This is a genomic window from Lysinibacillus odysseyi 34hs-1 = NBRC 100172, assembly GCF_001591965.1.
In the GTDB taxonomy this organism is placed as follows: Bacteria; Bacillota; Bacilli; order Bacillales_A; family Planococcaceae; genus Lysinibacillus_B; species Lysinibacillus_B odysseyi.
Window position 1 is genome coordinate 222,394 of sequence record NZ_BCVX01000007.1, and the last position, 17,545, is coordinate 239,938.

Below are 17,545 nucleotides of genomic sequence, written 5' to 3' on the forward strand. Positions count from 1 at the left end.
CCCTATTGCAATGTTTTCACAAAGCCTGCAAACTGTTCGCGAAGCTTGAACTTTTGTATTTTCCCTGAAGCCGTCATTGGATAGCTATCGATGAAAAAGATATAGCGTGGAATTTTATGTCTTGAAATTTTTCCTGTACAAAATTCCTTGATTTCCTCTTCTGTCGCTATTTGTCCCTCTTTTAAAATAATCCATGCTGCTGCTTCCTCACCGTATTTTTCATCCGGTACTCCTGTTATCTGTACATCGAGTACTTTCGGATGCTTGTAAAGAAACTCTTCTATCTCACGGGGATAAATGTTTTCTCCCCCGCGAATAATCATATCTTTCAATCGGCCTGTTACACGAACGTATCCATTTTCGTCCATCGTTCCTAAGTCACCGGTATGCAGCCAGTCTTCTGAATCGATCGCTTCTTTTGTCGCTTCCGGATTGTTGTAGTAACCTTTCATAACGACATAGCCCCGTGCGCAAATTTCTCCTTGCTCACCTCTGGCTACTTCTTCATTCGTACCTGGTTTCATGATTTTCACTTCTACATTCGGCAAGGCGCGGCCTACTGTTTCTACCTTGAGATCTAATGGGTCATCTGCTCTTGTTTGTGTGAGTACAGGGGAGGATTCTGTCTGACCATAACAAATGGTCACATCTTCCATACCCATAATATTGATGACTCCCCTCATCACCTCTATTGGGCAATTGGAACCTGCCATAACGCCTGTTCGTAATGTCGATAAGTCAAATTGCTTAATATTCGGTAAATTAAGCTCGCTAATAAACATAGTCGGTACACCATGAAGCGCGGTGCATTTCTCTTTTTCAACCGTCCGAAGTACTTCCTCAGGATGAAATTCCTGAACAGGTACCATTGTCCCTCCCGCTGAAACGATAGCCAATGTGCCGATTACACAGCCAAAGCAATGGAAAAACGGGACCGGGATACATAAACGGTCTTCATGTGTAAGCTTCATACATTCTGCAATATTGATGGCGTTATTGATCAAATTCGAATGTCGGAGCATAACACCTTTTGGAAAGCCGGTAGTTCCTGATGTATATTGAATATTGATGACATCATCATATGTTAAGGATTGTTTGCGCTGTTCTAGTTGTTCATCTGTTATCTCGGTACCATTTGCTAAAAATTCCTCATAGCTGTATGTTCCGGGATATTTCCTATCACCAATGACAACGACGGTTTTCAAAAGCGGCAGGCGGGCACTTTGAAGTTTTCCAGGCTCGCATTCTTTCAGTTCCGGACAAAGCTCATATAATGTATCGATAAACGAATGATCACGGAACTGATCAATTAAAATAATTGCTTTTGTATCAGATTGCTTAAGCAGGAATTCCAGCTCGCTTGAACGGTAATTTGTATTTACAGTTACAAGCGGGGCGCCCATTTTACCAGAACCAAATTGAAGTCCCGGCCATTCAGGTACGTTAGTCGTCCACACTGAAAAATGATCTCCCTTTTCAAGTCCTGCCGCCATGAGTGCCTTTGCTACTAAATCACTATGTTTGTTGAACTGGGCATATGTTAATCGGTAGTTCCGATCCGCATAAACTAAAGCCTCTCGTTCCGGATATAATGCAGCCTTTTCTTCCAGTAACTCGCCAATCGTTTGATAAACCAATTCTGCCATACGCATTTCTCCCCCTATTCATATTTCAATGATCTAGCAGCCCAGCTGACGTGAAATGACTAAACGCTGAATTTCCGATGTCCCTTCTCCAATTTCCATGAGTTTGATATCACGAAGATGGCGTTCCACATCATATTCTGCCATATAGCCATAACCCCCATGGATCTGGATTGCCTGATTACATGTGCGGAAGCCCATTTCTGAAGCAAACAGCTTTGCATATGCAGCTTCTTTTTTGAAAGGCTTGCCGTTATCTTTCAGCCATGCTGCCTTCATCACCATATTTCGTGCCAACTCAATTTCCATTGCCATATCTGCCAGTTTAAACTGGATGGCTTGTAATTTAGAGATTGGTTTCCCAAATTGTACGCGCTCTTTTGAATACTGCAGTGCCTTTTCAAATGCCGATTGTGCGATACCGACAGACAATGCCGCAATTGAAATACGTCCGCCATCTAATGTATTTAAAAATTGACCGAAGCCTTTCTTCTCATCCCCCAGTACATTTTCACGTGGTACACGAACGTTTTCCAAAATGATTTCACAAGTATTGGATGCACGGACGCCCATTTTTTGGTACTCGGAACGGATTGTAACTCCCGGTGTGTCAGTAGGAACGATGATTGCCGTGATAATATTTTTGCCTCGCTCATCCTTACCTGTAACAGCTGTCACGACAACTTGGCGCGCATAGCTGGCGTTAGTAATCCAGCACTTCTCGCCGTTAATCACCCATTCATCGCCCTCTAAGTATGCCTTTGTGCGAGTGCCGCCAGCATCAGAGCCTGCATTCGGCTCTGTCAATCCGAATGAACCAAGTGTTTTGCCCTGTGCCATAGGAACAAGATATTCCAGTTTTTGCTCCTCTGTTCCAAAGTTATAAAAAGGAGCTGCTCCTAAGCTGACTGCTGCTGCATAGCTCAAGCCGGTACCACCACAGGCTCTGCCAATTTCCTCAACAGCCAATGCATAGGAAACCGTATCTCCTCCTGAACCACCGTATTCCTCGGGAAACGGGATGCCGAACAAGCCTAGCTCTGCCATTTTATCAAAGCTTTCTTTTCTAAATTCATGCTTTTCATCAAGTTCCCGTGCGTACGGTGCGATTTCAGCCTGTGCAAACTCTCTGACCATATCACGTATCATTTGCTGTTCTTTAGTTAATTCAAAATTCATCTGTTAATCCCCCTTTAATTTACCGACTGTTCGGTCGGTACCGACTAGTCGGTTTGTATATTGTGATTAAAAAACCAGGCTTTACTGACTGGCTGACTTTTTTATAAAACATAATTTTTTTTCTGTGCTTCTTGTAGGCCAAACTCTGTCATAATGCCCCTCAGAATCAAATCATTGAAATGGAGTGTAATCTGTTCCATCGTCAAGCTGCCGTTTTGCCGGTACCATTTATATGTCCAGTTCACCAATCCTATGATAGCCATTGTTGTAATGGTTGTTGAAATTTCCGGCCGGAAATGACCGCTGTTCTTTCCATCCTCAATGACCTGCTCGATCAGCTTCCGGTATTCCGTACGCTTTTCTTTGATAATATTTTTATATTCTGCAGGTAAATAGGCACTTTCATCATAAAAAACGGTAATATGCCGCTGATAGACATCAAACACATTTGTAAACGCATACAACATAGCGCACACCTTGTCGATTGGTGAATCATTTTCGTCATATGCTTTTCTCGTTTCCTTTAAAACTTTGGAAATAAACACATCATGTATCTCATATAACAACGCATCTTTCGACTTAAATTTATGATAAAATCCACCTTTCGACGTTCCGGCCGTTTCGACAATTTCATCGACCGATACACCATGGTAGCCTTTATGCCGGAACAGGTCTAACGCTGTTTCGATAATTCTTTCCTTTAGAGATTGTACGACCATTTTCTTGCCCCCTATCGATCACCCCTTACACAAAGGTTACTTTCCTATCGAAAATACTCATATTTTCTTATAATTGTAGGATATTTCTATTTTCAATATAGCACCCGATTTCTTTCGAGTCTAGTCTATTGAAAGAAAAAGCGTCAATATTACCATTTTTTTCTGCTTCATGCATAGCTTTTTAAATTTTCAGCAATGGCAAAGTCAGCTTCCGTTTTTTCCTTAATTTCTTCAACAGAAACACCGGATGCCGTTTCAATGAGGACCATTCCTTTATCCGTAAAATCAAATACAGCTAAATCCGTAATAAGGCGGTGGACAACCCGCTTTCCAGTTAACGGCAATGTACATTCCTTTTTGATTTTGGATTCTCCGTATTTGGAAACATGCTCCATAATAACGATGACCCGCTTAGCTCCTTGTACAAGGTCCATCGCTCCACCCATTCCTTTTACCATCTTCCCGGGAATCATCCAGTTAGCTAAATCGCCTTCCTGGGAAACTTCCATTCCTCCGAGTATAGCAACATCAATATGGCCGCCCCGAATCATCGCAAAGCTTTCAGCACTATCAAAATAGGATGCGCCGGGAACAGCTGTAACTGTTTCTTTGCCCGCATTAATCAAATCAGGATCCACTTGATTTTCCGATGGATACGGACCAATACCTAATAAGCCGTTTTCTGATTGTAGCAGCACCTGATAATCATCGGGTATTTCATTTGCGACCAATGTAGGCATGCCGATACCAAGGTTTACATTCATGCCATTTTCAATTTCCAGGACAGCACGTTTTACGATGCGCTCTTTTATACTTGTCATCTCATTGCCTCCTCTGTTCTAGTCGTACGTTTTTCGATTTTCTTCTCATAATTGTCCCCTAGAACGACATGCTGGACAAATACGGCCGGTGTATGAATCTCGTCGGGATTCAGTTCGCCTACTTCAACAATCTCCTCCACTTCAGCAATCGTAATTTTTCCTGCTGTAGCCATGATCGGATTGAAATTCCGCGCTGTTTTCCTATATACAAGATTTCCTAGTTTATCTGCCTTCCAAGCCTTTACAAAAGCATAATCGCCGACGATTGCCCGTTCCTCAATATATTCCTTACCGTCAAATTCCTTCACCGGCTTTCCTTCAGCAATCGGTGTACCGACGCCCGTTGCTGTATAAAACGCTGGTATTCCGGCACCACCTGCCCGGATACGTTCTGCCAATGTACCTTGCGGTGTCAGTTCTACCTCAAGCTCTCCACTTAAAAACTGCTGCTCGAAAATTTTATTCTCACCTACATAAGAAGCAATCATTTTCTTGATTTGCTTATTTGCCAGCAGGAGGCCAAGCCCCCATTCATCAACACCGCAGTTATTGCTGACTACTGTTAAATCTTTGACACCTTTTTTCCGTATTGCTTCAATTGCTACTTCCGGGATACCGCAAAGCCCAAAACCTCCTACTAGTATGGTAGAGCCATCCTGCATACTATCTATAATTTCGTGTATACTTTTTTCTACTTTAAGCATAAAATACCTCCTTTAAGTCGATTTACATTCATTATAAACATATGATTTTAAAATAGTAAACTAAATTATCTTTATTTTTAAAATAATAATATTATTCAATAAAGTGTAGTTTTTATACTTAGAAACTGAGTAGTACCCTTTTACTGTATGTGATTTACGAAGGATTTTATGTATTGCCAAACCTTTTTTCTAGTAGTGCTATTACTCTATAACAGGGCGTATAATGCGGTAAATGCAAAGTCAAGGCATTTTTGATCATACCTTCGATTGATCTATTCTTATAAAAGGAGTGGGGATTTGTTAGTAAAGCCGTATCAAATTGTTATTGGCCTTATTTGCGCCATTATTGGGATTATTATTGGTATTGTGCTTTATACCCAGTTCATTTCAACGTTTTAAAAAATAGACAGGCTTTCTTCACCATTTAAAGCGAATACGTAATATGGAAGGCTATCCTATCCAAAAAAAATGCAGACAAAGCAAAGTGCTTCGTCTGCATTTTTGTAGGAAATTAATTAATGGAACACGATTGTTTTGTTTTCCTCAACAATTATTCGGTTTTCCAAATGCCATTTTACTGCATTTGCCAAAACACGCCGTTCGATTTTACGGCCGATTTTCTTCAATGTTTGTACATCTGCACGGTGATCGACACGTTCCACATCCTGCTCAATGATTGGTCCTTCGTCAAGATCATTTGTCACATAGTGGCTTGTTGCACCAATCAGTTTCACCCCACGGTTGAATGCACGCGTGTATGGATCAGCCCCGATAAATGCCGGAAGGAAGGAATGGTGGATATTTATGATGCGGTTTTCAAAATGAGATACGAAATTCGGCGTCAAAATCTGCATATAACGGGCTAGAATTAAGATGTCCACTTTATACTCTTCCATCAGCCGGATTTGCTGCTGTTCCACCTGCTCCCGGATATCCTTATTAGCCGGGATGTAGTAAAACGGGATACCAAGCGATTCCACAATTGGACGAGCGGCTTCTGCATTGCTGATGACGACCGCAATATCCATCTCCAAATCACCATTTTGCCATTCCCATAACAGCTCCATCAGGCAATGCGTCTCTTTTGAAACATAGATGGCAGCACGCTGGCGGATGGCACGATAATGGAAGCTGTATTCCATCTGATGCTCTGCCGCAATCGAGGCAAATTCCCTTTCCATCTCATCACGCTTTCTAACAAGCTGTTCACAATGATACTCTATGCGGATAAAAAATGTACCGTTCTCCGGATCACTCGAATATTGGCTGGATTCGATAATATTGGCATCATGCTTATGTAAAAACGAAGATAAAACTGCTACAATCCCCGGTCTATCAGGGCATTTCACTAAAATGCGAGCGCAATTTTGCAGCTGCGTTTCACTTTTTGCTGTAGTTGAAATCATTTTTCCTACTCCCTTTCTTGTATGCCGATCATAGGTGCGATTTTGTTGAGGTCATTCAAGATGTTTTGCTGCTGTTTTACTATCCCTTCAAACCAGGAATTAATTACCCCTTCTACTTCTTCTGTTACAGGCATGCCTGATTGCTGGGCTGCTACAAGCTTATTGACCATAGTAGTCCGGTCCTCATAAAATTTTACACGTTTTTGAATATCCGTCCCGACATCTTCACCGAAAATCTTTCCTAAATGAATAATCCCTGTAATCATCAGTTTTTCGGAAAATAATGTGGATGTTACAATGCGCAGCTTATAATCATAAGACGTATTTAATGGTTCAAAATAATGATTCATCATTTCTCTTACACTCAATAAAATGGAAGCTAGCTTTTCCCCTTGTGATACAGTCAGCATTTTTGTCTGACTGAACATTGGCATGATTGCATTGATTGAATCAAAGTAATCCTTTACGAGTACCAGCTGGTCTGTTTCTTCCTTCAGCCGCCCTTTTACTTGCTCATTAACATATAAACGCTGTACATATGAAGCAAGCAGCAGCATGCCATTATATTGTATTTTTGCTGTCACGTGAAATGACCGTCCTTTCTTTCCCTCGTCATTTCCACTGAAAATCTGAAGTTATTCGAGATGAGCGTACCATATTTTCAAATTTTTGAAAAGATTATAGCGAATATTCTGATAGTATATGAACTGTCCTCTCCTATTTCTTATATAATATAAATGGATTTCTATTACTATACGAGTTGTTCCAGAATCAATCGTTCAAATTAAAATGACTGCTCACTAAAAAGTTTCTATCCTTTTTACTGCGGCAAATACTAAAATAAACTGCATAACCATTTCTATCATTCTACAATCCTTATGATCTATTTAGAAAGAAGCCGAACCGCTGCATCTTCTCCCGATTCGGCTTTCCTCTATTATAATAATTCTTTTCTTAATTCAGCCGGTGACTTCGGCGACAATAAACCGAACGGAATATCGAATACCGTTTTTGCTCCTTTGACACCCATTCCCGCTAATTTATAGGCAGCCCGTGCGTATGCTACTAGGACACTCGATGTAAACATCGGATTGGATTCAAGTTTTAAAGAAAACTCAAGAATTTGTTTATCTCCATCTCCTGACTCGCCCGAACGGATGACAAAGCCTCCGTGCGGCATCCCTGCATGCTGTTGTTTCAGTTCTTCTTCAGAGATAAAATGGACTGTTGTATCGTACTCGGCAAAGTAGTTCGGCATTTCTTTAATTTCCGTTTCAATTGCCGTCTGATCAGCACCATCCTCCAATACGACCCAGCATTCACGAGCATGCTTTTCACGTGTGGAAAGCTCAGGGTTTTCTCCGTTACGCACGCGTTCGACTGCTTCTTTTACCGGTAGTGTGTACTGGACAGCATGCTTCACCCCGTTAATACGGCGAACGGCATCCGAATGTCCCTGACTCAACCCATCTCCCCAAAATGTATATGTACTGCCTGCTGGAAGAACAGATTCACCAAGAAGACGGTTTAACGAAAACAAGCCCGGGTCCCAGCCAACCGAAATAATGGATACTCTCCCGTTCTCTTGTGCTGCTTGATCAACAACATCAAAAAACTCCGGAATTTTTGCATGAGTATCGAAGCTGTCGATTGTATGGAACCACTGGGCGAAATATGGAACTTGCTCTGGTAAATCTGTTGCTGATCCGCCGCAAAGAATCATCACGTCAATTTCCCCTTTAAAATTCACTGCTTCATTTACATGAAAAACAGTTACCCCCTCTGTATGAATGTGAATGGAAGAAGGCTCACGGCGTGTGAATACACCTACCAGCTCCATATCCGGGTTTTGGGAAATTGCCGCTTCCACTCCCCGGCCTAGATTTCCGTATCCTACAATACCAATTCGAATTTTTCTCATCATAATTCCCCCTATCTTACACCCTTATGTAATTTCTGAATTCTATGTAAATTACATATTAAGTCTATATTACCGTATAAAAATACACAAGGACTACGATGACATAGGCTGGGAACTAATGAAACATTTTTGAAACTTTTTTGGCACTCATCCGTATACATATATGGAAGGAAGCAAAATAGACTTTTATACCTGTTTTGCTATACTTAAATAGTAACAATATTAGATGGAGGCAAAGTATGAAAAAAATCGCAGCAGCATTTTTAGCATTTACACTTGTATTTTCTAGTGTCGGTACACTGTTACCGATGTTTGGTGATCATCAGGTGGAAGCAAAATCCTACAAATCAGGTAAAAAAAGCTTCAACTCAAACAATACTCGTTCCAATATGCAAAAAAGTAACGATGACACAAACAAAAACAATGATGGCACTGTCACAAACAGCAACAGTACTAGCAAAAAGAGCACAGCTACTACATCGAACAAAAAAGGCGGCTTTTCAGCTGGCGGATTAATGAAAGGGTTATTTATTGGCGGCTTGGCCGGCTTACTATTCGGCAGTCTGTTCAGTAATTTAGGAGTAATCGGCTCCATCCTCGGTTTCTTAATTAATATGGCTGCCATCCTGTTAGTTGTTTTCCTTGTAGTGAAATTGGTTCAAAAAATGACGCGCAAGAAAGAAAATGAGGCAAATAACGGATGGAAAAACTAATTTTGCAGGAGCAGGATTTAATCAACGCAGTATGTCTATTTCACGCCCGCTTCAAGCAAACTCAGCCAGAACTTGTAGAAGTGGAGCTGTGCTATGATGATGCAGCCGGATACACAGCCGAAGCCTACGTGAACGGTTTGATGGAAGAGTATCAACAGCCAAACTTCATTACAGCGATTCGCCTTTATATTGACGAACAGCTTGGCAAAGATTCAATGTCTGCCCGGATTATCCTTGATATCGATGATGAATTTGGTATGATTGCCAACGTTGAATGGTAGGATAAAACGGCATCTGAATAGTTGTTTAATCGTATATTTCTAGTGCTGTTTATGATTTCAGCTGTTAAAGCGGAATTTTCAGCAGCTAATTCTTAAAAATACAGAACTGCCCCGAAATCCATAACTTTCAGGGCAGTTCTTTTTCATTATTTCATGCAGGACCAAGGAGGCTTGCATAATTCTACTTATAAAATAATATTGCTTTAATGGTGATGATGATGCTCATAGCCATGCTCTTCTGCATACTTTCTGAAATTTTCAAGATCCTGCATACCTGTAGAAGTCCCGTTCATCGCCTGCTCGGCACGTTCAACCAGTACATGCTGAAGTTTCGGATGATAGCCAAAATAATCGGCAATTTGAATATCTACGAGTGGGTATCTTACTTGATAGCTTTCTCGCATTTTGTGCATTCTCTCCATCAGAATTCCAGTGAACAGGAAGTATGGGAGCATAATAATTTTCTTTGCCCCAAGTCTTACACACCGGTCGATTCCTTCTTCCACGGAAGGCGTTGTTACCCCCATAAAAGCACTCTCGACCCAGCGTACATCTAGCTTTTCCCAAAGCAGCCTTGAAATTTTATAAAATTCCCCATTCGCTTCCGGATCACTGCCTCCCCTCGCAATAAGGAGAATGGCTGTGTCTTCATGCCTTGCTGAAGGATCAAATCCTACCTCCGATAAGCGCGTTTTAAGAATTTCAAACACCTCCTCATGAATGCCGATTGTCTGTCCGTACGTGAATGTAACATCCGGGAAGTGCTCTTTTGCATGTTCAATCTCTGCTGGGATGTGCATTTTAGAATGTCCCGCATGGAGTAGTATGATAGGAATAACATGGATCTCCTCAGCCCCCTTTTCAACACAGAGCTCTATGCCTTCTTCAATATTCGGGGAAGCAAATTCTAAAAAACATGTTTCCACCATAATTGCCGGATCGACCAAGTAGCTTGTACGTTCAACAAATTGCCGTACTTCTTCATTTCCGGCTTCGAGCTTACTGCCATGTCCTACAAACAATACTGCTTTTTTCATCCCCTCTTGTTTCCCCCTTTTCTTTCGTTTTTTCGATTTTGAAATCCCTTTTGTATAAGCCGGCGATACTTCCGACAGGCCATTATCCGTCATGCTGTAAATGATATGGGCGTCATCTACCTCATCATTTACAATATCACGGCCGACCTGTTCTTTAGGAACGCTGTACCATTTCCCCTCTGGATAAGAAATAACAACACATTTATCCCGGCAACGGCCATTGCATCTTGTACGAGATGTATGAATAGACTCATCAAGCTGCTTTTTTGCAATCTCATCTCTTATCGCAAGAGTAATTTCCTCTGCCCCTGCACCCATACACGTGCTTCCGTTGCAAATAAGCAGATGCTTTTGCATTCCTTGTAAATTCCATGTCGTCATAAGCTTCCCCCTCCACTCTCATTTCTGTAGCAGTTGACATAATTATTCCTCTAACCATTCAGACAGCTCCGAATGGCGTTTTATATATACAGCAAATGTTTCCTTTTCGTGTGATTCCTGTGAATAACGATCTATCAATTTTTGTACTAGCTGAGTGATGAAAAATTCCGGAACTTTCCTGATCAATAGCTTTCCGGGTTTTGCGTGCCTCCCCATTTGCACCGCTCCTGCCAATAGATCCGCTTGACCGTTATGGTAAATTATCGCTATATCATCATACACGGCGTTATAACATGCTGAAGCACAGGCATTAAAACCGATGCGAAGTCTCTTTTTTGCAGCCATTCCTTCAATGGATTGCAGCATTTGTTTTACTACAGGTAATGCTTCCAAACGCTCTCCATCACAAAAGTCACAACATTTTAGTACAGCACACGCGCCTGTAGGTACAACATATAGTCCTACTTTCGTCAACTGCTCAACTGCCTGACTTAATTCATGTTTCGGAATAGACAGAAGCAGTGTATGGCTTGCTGAATATTTAACTGCACCGTTCTCGGTGACTTGTGCCAACACTAGCAGCTGTTCGCCTGTAAAATGTTTATTGATGATACCAGGCGCTACACTAACATACGCATAATCATCTCGTTGACTTAATGTGGCATATGTATCTTTTGGCATTGGCAATATGCTGGCCTGCTGAAAACTCTGTTGCAGCAATTCTTTGATCTCCATTAGAAACTTCCTGGATAAAAGCCTTTTGCTAAAATACTAAGTGCTTCTGCAACACGTACTCCCTCAGAAGCGGCTGATAGTGGCAAGATAACAAAGCGGTCATTTTGTACAGCAGGCGTTGTCTTTAGTGCTGGGTCTGATTTTAAGAAATTAATTTTTTCCTCTGCCGTTGTGGATCCATAATCGATTACAACAATTACTTCAGGCTGCCGCTCTACTGCATCCTCTTTTGAAACTGTCGTCCATTTTCCTTTTACATCACCGAAAATATTGACACCACCAGCCATCGTCACAAGCTCATTCATAAAGTTTTGCGCAGCCGTAAATACTTCAGTTTCCCCGCTGTCGAATACCAATACAGGCAAATCTTCTTTCACATCAGGCAGCCTAGAAGTAATATCTTCAATATCTTTCGTCATTTGTGAAATAAGTTCTTCTCCCCGTTCTTCTACTCTAAAAATTTTTGCGATGTTCCGTATATCCGTATAGATATCATCCAGCTTCGGTGCAAGCATAACAGATGATGACTGTAGATAGGAGTGTATTCCCAGTTCTAATAATTCCTCACGAGAAGCGATACTTTTTTTATCAAAAGCACTGCTCCAGCCACCGTATAAAAAGTCCGCACCACTTGCGATTATTTGCTCCTTCGTCGGGTACTGCTCAGCAAGTACAGGTACTTGTTCATATGCATTCTGCAGCGGCTCATATATTTCATCATCCAAATAGGCTGTCCCAACCATTGACTCCTCGAGTCCCAGTGCCAGCATAATTTCCGTAACATGCTGGTTTAAGGAAACCGCCTTTGTCGGTGCTTTAGTATATTCCTGTTTCATACCTTCATTTTCGACAACAACAACCTCTGAGGGCGTATCCTTCTCATCATTAGCAGTTGCATCCTTCACTTCTGCTTCTTTTCCACATGCTGCAAGCAGTAGAACCGTTATAAGGAAAGCCAGCCAGACTTTATTCAGTTTCATCTATTTCCCTTCTTTCCATCTTTTCGACATGTATTGTATATGTGGTCTTTTCGTCACCGGGTCAGTAGAGAGGACCGTATCAACACGGAAAATTTCCTTTATTTTCTCTGTTGTTAATACTTCGTCTGGTGTTCCATGATAGTGCACTGCTCCATCTTTCAATGCAATCAAATCATCACAGTAGGCGGCAGCTAAATTTAAATCATGCAGGGCTGCAATGATCGTAATCGGCAAGCTATGAATCAAGTCCATCAGTTGCAGCTGGTGCTCAATATCTAAATGATTTGTCGGCTCATCCAAAATGAGGATATCCGTTTGCTGAGCAAGAGCACGCGCTACTGTTACACGCTTTTTCTCTCCGCCGGATAAATTGCTGAACTGACGATCTGCTAAATGTGCAATATCAGCCAGTGCCATGCATTCCTCTACAATGCGCAAGTCTTCTTCTGTATCACGGGCAAACAGTTTTTTATGAGGAGTGCGGCCCATCAGAACAAGCTCTTTCACCGTAAAATCAAAAATGACCGGTGATTCCTGACTGACAACTGCTACTTCCTTTGCATATTGCTTTTCTGGCATTTTCCAAATATCCTGTTCATTCATCACGACAAGACCGTTTGACGGCTTGAAATAGCGGTACATCACTTTTAGCAACGTTGATTTTCCACTTCCGTTTGGTCCAATCAAGCCGATGAAGGACCCTTTTTGGACCGAGCAGGAAATATCCTTTAAAATTTGCTTGTCCTGAATGTCGTATGAAATATGCTGTATATCAAGCACTTCTATTCACCACCTCCAAACGAATAACTTTGTTTTCGAAGCATCCAAATGAAGAAAGGACAGCCGCACAATGCTGTTATAATCCCAATAGGCATTTCCTCCGGGGAAATGACGGATCTGGCAAACGCGTCTGCACAAACAAGAAAGACTGCTCCTATAAGAGCGCTCATCGGCAATACATATTTATAATTTGAGCCAACAATCATTCGAACGATATGTGGGATAATGAGACCGATGAAACCGATAGATCCACTAACAGCAACAAGGACACCAGTCAACAATGAAACAAGCACAATAATTACAAAACGGAATTTCTCGATTGACAGCCCTAATGTTGCAGCCGTTTCTTCCCCCATAAGAAGGGCGTTCAATTGTCTGTAACATATGGTTAATAAGATAAAAACGATTGCAAAGACAACAATCGGAATGCCAATATTGTTCCATTTAGCTCCTGCCAAACTGCCGAGCATCCAATGCATGACGGCCTTGATACCGCCTTCTTCTTTAGAAGTCATCAGCATAAAATTCGTGGCAGCAGAGAAAACAAGAGAGATGGCTATCCCTGCGAGCAGCAATCTTACAACAGATGTACGTCCGTTAACACGTGCCAATAAAAACACAATCGAGACTGCCATCATGGCACCTAGAAATGCTGCAGTTGAGAGCGCATACACTCCTAAAAAGCTGAATGCCCCTAACAAAATGACGGATGTTGCACCGACTGAAGCACCGGACGACACACCTAAAATGTATGGGTCAGCGATGGAATTCCGAACAAGTGCTTGAATGGCTGCACCGCTAATTGCCAGTCCCGCCCCAACTACTGCTGCAAGTATGACACGGGGAACACGGATCTCCCAAATGATAATTGCCTGAGCGCTTGTTGGCTGTGCCCCTAGATCTACGGCAAAATGAGAAAGTACCACCTGCCAGATGATGAGCGGCGTTATATCGACAGAGCCAATCATGACAGCGACTGTCATTGCGATGAAAAGCAGTACCGCTAGGACAATCATTACTAAATTAAATCTCTTTTTCATGATGACCATTTCCATCAGTCCGCTTGACCGGTTCCCATGAAAGTATCGCTGCATAAAATTGGTGACGATAATAGTAGCCATTCTTTGTCTTCTCAATAAATGGCTCTAATGCCTGTTCAACATGTTTCCATTCAAATGATTCATCGAGTATTTTTTTACTCTGAGCCTCAAGCAGCTGCTCCTTTGTATCATACGAATAGGTACGCTCTAGAGATAACATTTGACAATCCGCATAGATACCAAGCTGGTACAGCATATTTAATATTTCAATATAATCTCTTCGAGGATATTTAATGGAATAGCCAAACTGCTTATCCAATACTTGATAATGCGGCTGGATAGGCCCCGTTGTCATGCCGATGATTGCTCTTTTCTTCGCCAGCTCATTCATCTTCTTCAGCGGCTCAAGCATATGATACATCCGGTAAAAGCAATTCACTCCGATGACAATATCATGTGGATCCAGTTCTGCTTCTTCCCACTTTGCATGAACAAATTGGACATTTGAAGATTCATCGAAATATTGGGCTAAATACGTGAGCACACTTTCAGAAGCGTCCACACATGTTAATGCAGCAGTATCCTCTGCCAAAGGGAATGTATAATTTCCCCATCCAGGGCCAATCTCGATTGCTGTATCATCAGGGCTTATATACCGTTTCATTGCCTCATAAATCGGCGCTGCATGTTCGTCGGTTTGTTTGTATGACTTTTTCTTCATCGATTGGGCCCAAAATGCTTCCTCGAGCGAATCATCCACCATCCGTTTCGGCATTTGGCCCTGCCAATCATGCATACCTTCCTGCCACAGCTTTTCAAAATCAATAGCTAACGGTCCCTTCATATGTCTCGCTCCTTTCTCAAACACAAAATAGACAATATTTTCATCCGTTGATTGTTCATCTCTGAATTTCTTAAACACTTGCATAAAAAATCATGTAGACAATGAAATATCTACATGAGGAAAAGCAAGCACTAATATATGTAGTACAATGCTTCCCATAATCCCGTGGGTACACTTCGTGACCGTCTGGCAGGTCTCCTGACTTCACATCATCGCAAAGCAAATCCCTTCCCGCATATTGCAGTGGTGCTGATTTGCTGCTCCGTTTCACAGTGGCGGGTACCGTGGTGAACTTACATCACACTTCCCTTTTAAGTAGTTCTCACTACACCAAACGACATGTTATGTAATAAATGAATAAATAATTTCCATGTTTAAATGCTGACGCACATGCCGATCAAGCATGTCATATGCCTGCTCCCTGCGTTCTTCTTCGGCTTGCACTTCTCCATCTATCACTGCCAGCCCCATTTCTAAACGAATGGTATTGAAATAGTTTCTCGTAAACTGCCTGTTATGGAAGATGCCGTGCAAATATGTGCCGATAATCCGGTCATCGTCACTTCGCACTCCATCAGTGCGTCCATCATGCAGCTGGATAAATGGCTTGATGAGTTGCAGTGCCCTCGTACGTCCTAAATGAATCTCATAACCGGAAACCTCTTCACCGGTCGTAAGCTGTCCTGACACCTGTATTGTTTGCTTTTCGGGTACGAACACCGTTTCCAATGGCAGCAGTCCTAATGTTTTAGTCAACCCGCCAGTTCCCTCAATCGCCTGTTCATCGATGAGTGTTTCACCAAGCATTTGATAGCCGCCGCAAATACCGAAAATATAACTGCCTTTTTGTGCTGAATGATGAATAGCTTTTGCTAACCCAGTCTTTTCAAGCCATTCATAGTCTTCTACAGTGTTTTTTGTTCCAGGTAAAATAATGACGGTTGGCTCTTTCAACTCAGCTAACGATTTTACAAAACGGACACCTACTTGTGGTTCATCCATCAATGGGTCAATATCTGTAAAATTTGATATACGCGGGAAACAGATCACAGCCACATCGATTGGAAACTCTTCTGACTGCGGTTTTTTCAAACGCAAGCTTGATAAAGCCATCGAATCTTCAGCTTCAATTTGAACATCGATATATGGAATAACACCGAGCACTGGAATATTCGTATAGTCCTCCAGCCATTTAACACCGCTATCCAGCAGTTCCTTCATGCCTCGAAACTTGTTAATTATGATTCCTTTAACACGCGCTCTTTCTTCATCATCCAGAAGCATCAAAGTACCGACCAGGGATGCAAAAACACCTCCCCGTTCTATATCTGCAACTAAAATAACAGCTGCATCCGTCTCATGAGCCATACGCATGTTTGCGATATCACGCTGTTTTAAATTGATTTCCGCCGGACTGCCTGCTCCTTCTAATACAAGAACATCGTATGATGCTGATAAACGAGTAAGGGATTCCCTTACTTTCGGCATAAGCATTTCCACAAACTGCTCCCGATAGGTCACTGCATCTATATTGGCAAAATGCTTGCCGTGCACAATGACCTCCGATATCATGTCACCCTTTGGTTTAAGCAGTACTGGATTCATATCAGTAGTCGCAATCGTTCTTGCTGCTTCCGCCTGAACACCCTGGGCACGCCCAATTTCACCGCCGTCTTCAGTTATATAGGAGTTGAGTGCCATATTCTGTGATTTAAAAGGTGCTACACGGTAACCGTCGTTTGCCAATATTCTGCATAGCGCCGTACAGATGACGCTTTTTCCTACATCAGACGCTGTCCCCTGAATCATGAGGGCCTTCATTAAAACTCAAGACCTTTCACAGCTGTGCGGTCCTGATCAGCATAGTAATGCTTCGTCGGTTCAATTGTAGAAACAAGATCTGCGAGTGCGATCATCGCAGGATTGGCTGAACGTCCAGTTATAACGACATGCATATGCTGAGGGCGGTTTTGGATTGCTTCCAATACTTCAGCAAGAGGGAGTACATCATCAATCGGAAACTTTGTGATAGCTAGTGCATTATTCAGTTCATCGAGAACAAGTACATCAGTGTTTTCATCCTGAAGAGCTTGCTTCGCTTTGAACCATGCTTTTTTTAGAGCAGTACGATGCTCTTCCGGAGTTTTCGTCCAAGTAAAGCCGATTCCGAGCTGTTCTGTTTCGACACCAAGCTTTCGGAGTGCAAGCTGTTCACCGTATGTGCGATCAGGTGATTTAATGAATTGAAGATATTTCACCTTCATACCACGCCCAATCGCCCGAATTGTTACACCAAGTGAAGCAGTCGTTTTTCCCTTGCCATCTCCTGTATAAACAAGCACTAATCCTTTTTTCGTCAAG

The 17,545-nt window shown here is 42.1% G+C and carries 18 protein-coding genes and 1 riboswitch; of the genes, 2 read left to right on the forward strand and 16 right to left on the reverse strand.

Translation table 11 applies throughout. The annotated features are described in order from the left end of the window. Positions 1–2: 2 nt before the first annotated feature. From BOD01S_RS13375 to BOD01S_RS13410, 8 genes are all read right to left on the reverse strand, one after another. A complete protein-coding gene (locus tag BOD01S_RS13375; RefSeq protein WP_036159716.1) occupies positions 3–1,637 on the reverse strand; it encodes an AMP-binding protein in 1,635 nt (544 codons plus the stop codon). Positions 1,638–1,679: 42 nt separating this feature from the next. Next, complete coding sequence (locus BOD01S_RS13380; protein ID WP_036159229.1) at positions 1,680–2,822, reverse strand: acyl-CoA dehydrogenase family protein; 1,143 nt, start codon at positions 2,820–2,822, stop codon at positions 1,680–1,682. 101 nt (positions 2,823–2,923) lie between these two features. Then, on the reverse strand, positions 2,924–3,541 hold the full coding sequence (locus BOD01S_RS13385) for a TetR/AcrR family transcriptional regulator (protein ID WP_036159230.1): 618 nt from the start codon (positions 3,539–3,541) through the stop codon (positions 2,924–2,926). 167 nt (positions 3,542–3,708) lie between these two features. Continuing rightward, on the reverse strand, positions 3,709–4,362 hold the full coding sequence (locus tag BOD01S_RS13390) for a CoA transferase subunit B (protein ID WP_036159231.1): 654 nt from the start codon (positions 4,360–4,362) through the stop codon (positions 3,709–3,711). Continuing rightward, positions 4,359–5,066 (reverse strand): CoA transferase subunit A, encoded by a 708-nt coding sequence (locus BOD01S_RS13395; RefSeq protein ID WP_036159232.1) that lies wholly within the window; start codon positions 5,064–5,066, stop codon positions 4,359–4,361. Before BOD01S_RS13395 ends, BOD01S_RS13390 begins: the two co-directional genes overlap by 4 nt. Positions 5,067–5,581: 515 nt before the next feature. Continuing rightward, positions 5,582–6,472 carry a formyltetrahydrofolate deformylase gene (gene purU / locus BOD01S_RS13400; RefSeq protein ID WP_036159233.1) on the reverse strand — a complete coding sequence of 297 codons (891 nt, stop codon included), beginning with the start codon at positions 6,470–6,472 and terminating at the stop codon, positions 5,582–5,584. Positions 6,473–6,477: 5 nt separating this feature from the next. Then, complete coding sequence (locus tag BOD01S_RS13405) at positions 6,478–7,056, reverse strand: hypothetical protein (RefSeq protein ID WP_036159234.1); 579 nt, start codon at positions 7,054–7,056, stop codon at positions 6,478–6,480. A gap of 353 nt (positions 7,057–7,409) precedes the next feature. Then, positions 7,410–8,393 (reverse strand): diaminopimelate dehydrogenase, encoded by a 984-nt coding sequence (locus BOD01S_RS13410; RefSeq protein WP_036159235.1) that lies wholly within the window; start codon positions 8,391–8,393, stop codon positions 7,410–7,412. 239 nt (positions 8,394–8,632) lie between these two features. Here BOD01S_RS13410 and BOD01S_RS13415 point away from each other — a divergent pair, with 239 nt between their 5' ends. Both BOD01S_RS13415 and BOD01S_RS13420 read left to right on the forward strand, forming a co-directional pair. Then, positions 8,633–9,106 (forward strand): hypothetical protein, encoded by a 474-nt coding sequence (locus tag BOD01S_RS13415; protein ID WP_036159236.1) that lies wholly within the window; start codon positions 8,633–8,635, stop codon positions 9,104–9,106. Next, positions 9,094–9,387 (forward strand): DUF2653 family protein, encoded by a 294-nt coding sequence (locus BOD01S_RS13420; RefSeq protein ID WP_036159237.1) that lies wholly within the window; start codon positions 9,094–9,096, stop codon positions 9,385–9,387. The genes BOD01S_RS13415 and BOD01S_RS13420 overlap by 13 nt, the downstream gene beginning before the upstream one ends. Positions 9,388–9,590: 203 nt before the next feature. Here the strand turns inward: BOD01S_RS13420 and BOD01S_RS13425 are convergent, their stop codons facing one another. The 8 genes from BOD01S_RS13425 to BOD01S_RS13460 all read right to left on the reverse strand — a co-directional run bounded on the left by BOD01S_RS13425 (position 9,591) and on the right by BOD01S_RS13460 (position 17,544). Then, positions 9,591–10,805, reverse strand: coding sequence for a CbiX/SirB N-terminal domain-containing protein (locus tag BOD01S_RS13425; protein ID WP_036159238.1), 1,215 nt, complete (start codon positions 10,803–10,805; stop codon positions 9,591–9,593). A gap of 42 nt (positions 10,806–10,847) precedes the next feature. Continuing rightward, positions 10,848–11,540 (reverse strand): hypothetical protein, encoded by a 693-nt coding sequence (locus tag BOD01S_RS13430; protein ID WP_036159240.1) that lies wholly within the window; start codon positions 11,538–11,540, stop codon positions 10,848–10,850. Next, positions 11,540–12,520: an ABC transporter substrate-binding protein gene (locus BOD01S_RS13435; protein WP_036159242.1), complete on the reverse strand. Its 981-nt coding sequence runs from the start codon at positions 12,518–12,520 to the stop codon at positions 11,540–11,542. Before BOD01S_RS13435 ends, BOD01S_RS13430 begins: the two co-directional genes overlap by 1 nt. Next, positions 12,521–13,300, reverse strand: coding sequence for an ABC transporter ATP-binding protein (locus tag BOD01S_RS13440; protein WP_036159244.1), 780 nt, complete (start codon positions 13,298–13,300; stop codon positions 12,521–12,523). 2 nt (positions 13,301–13,302) lie between these two features. Further along, positions 13,303–14,340, reverse strand: a complete 1,038-nt coding sequence (locus BOD01S_RS13445) for a FecCD family ABC transporter permease (protein WP_036159246.1) — start codon at positions 14,338–14,340, stop codon at positions 13,303–13,305. After that, the gene (locus BOD01S_RS13450) at positions 14,324–15,184 is read right to left on the reverse strand and encodes a class I SAM-dependent methyltransferase (RefSeq protein WP_036159248.1); all 861 of its coding nucleotides are present in this window, start codon (positions 15,182–15,184) and stop codon (positions 14,324–14,326) included. Before BOD01S_RS13450 ends, BOD01S_RS13445 begins: the two co-directional genes overlap by 17 nt. A gap of 171 nt (positions 15,185–15,355) precedes the next feature. Continuing rightward, positions 15,356–15,534, reverse strand: a riboswitch (cobalamin riboswitch). Beyond that, positions 15,527–17,005: a cobyric acid synthase gene (locus BOD01S_RS13455; RefSeq protein WP_036159250.1), complete on the reverse strand. Its 1,479-nt coding sequence runs from the start codon at positions 17,003–17,005 to the stop codon at positions 15,527–15,529. It overlaps the preceding riboswitch by 8 nt. Further along, positions 17,005–17,544, reverse strand: a complete 540-nt coding sequence (locus tag BOD01S_RS13460) for a cob(I)yrinic acid a,c-diamide adenosyltransferase (RefSeq protein WP_036159252.1) — start codon at positions 17,542–17,544, stop codon at positions 17,005–17,007. The genes BOD01S_RS13455 and BOD01S_RS13460 overlap by 1 nt, the downstream gene beginning before the upstream one ends. Position 17,545 lies beyond the last annotated feature (1 nt).

Coding starts and splice junctions, on each gene's coding strand:
- BOD01S_RS13415 (WP_036159236.1), top strand. CDS start 8,633: ATGAAAAAAATCGCAGCAGCATTTTTAGCATTTACACTTGTATTTTCT.
- BOD01S_RS13410 (WP_036159235.1), bottom strand. CDS start 8,393: ATGAGAAAAATTCGAATTGGTATTGTAGGATACGGAAATCTAGGCCGG.
- BOD01S_RS13390 (WP_036159231.1), bottom strand. CDS start 4,362: ATGACAAGTATAAAAGAGCGCATCGTAAAACGTGCTGTCCTGGAAATT.
- BOD01S_RS13435 (WP_036159242.1), bottom strand. CDS start 12,520: ATGAAACTGAATAAAGTCTGGCTGGCTTTCCTTATAACGGTTCTACTG.
- purU (WP_036159233.1), bottom strand. CDS start 6,472: ATGATTTCAACTACAGCAAAAAGTGAAACGCAGCTGCAAAATTGCGCT.
- BOD01S_RS13425 (WP_036159238.1), bottom strand. CDS start 10,805: ATGACGACATGGAATTTACAAGGAATGCAAAAGCATCTGCTTATTTGC.
- BOD01S_RS13385 (WP_036159230.1), bottom strand. CDS start 3,541: ATGGTCGTACAATCTCTAAAGGAAAGAATTATCGAAACAGCGTTAGAC.
- BOD01S_RS13395 (WP_036159232.1), bottom strand. CDS start 5,066: ATGCTTAAAGTAGAAAAAAGTATACACGAAATTATAGATAGTATGCAG.
- BOD01S_RS13420 (WP_036159237.1), top strand. CDS start 9,094: ATGGAAAAACTAATTTTGCAGGAGCAGGATTTAATCAACGCAGTATGT.
- BOD01S_RS13455 (WP_036159250.1), bottom strand. CDS start 17,005: ATGAAGGCCCTCATGATTCAGGGGACAGCGTCTGATGTAGGAAAAAGC.
- BOD01S_RS13445 (WP_036159246.1), bottom strand. CDS start 14,340: ATGAAAAAGAGATTTAATTTAGTAATGATTGTCCTAGCGGTACTGCTT.
- BOD01S_RS13380 (WP_036159229.1), bottom strand. CDS start 2,822: ATGAATTTTGAATTAACTAAAGAACAGCAAATGATACGTGATATGGTC.
- BOD01S_RS13430 (WP_036159240.1), bottom strand. CDS start 11,540: ATGGAGATCAAAGAATTGCTGCAACAGAGTTTTCAGCAGGCCAGCATA.
- BOD01S_RS13450 (WP_036159248.1), bottom strand. CDS start 15,184: ATGAAGGGACCGTTAGCTATTGATTTTGAAAAGCTGTGGCAGGAAGGT.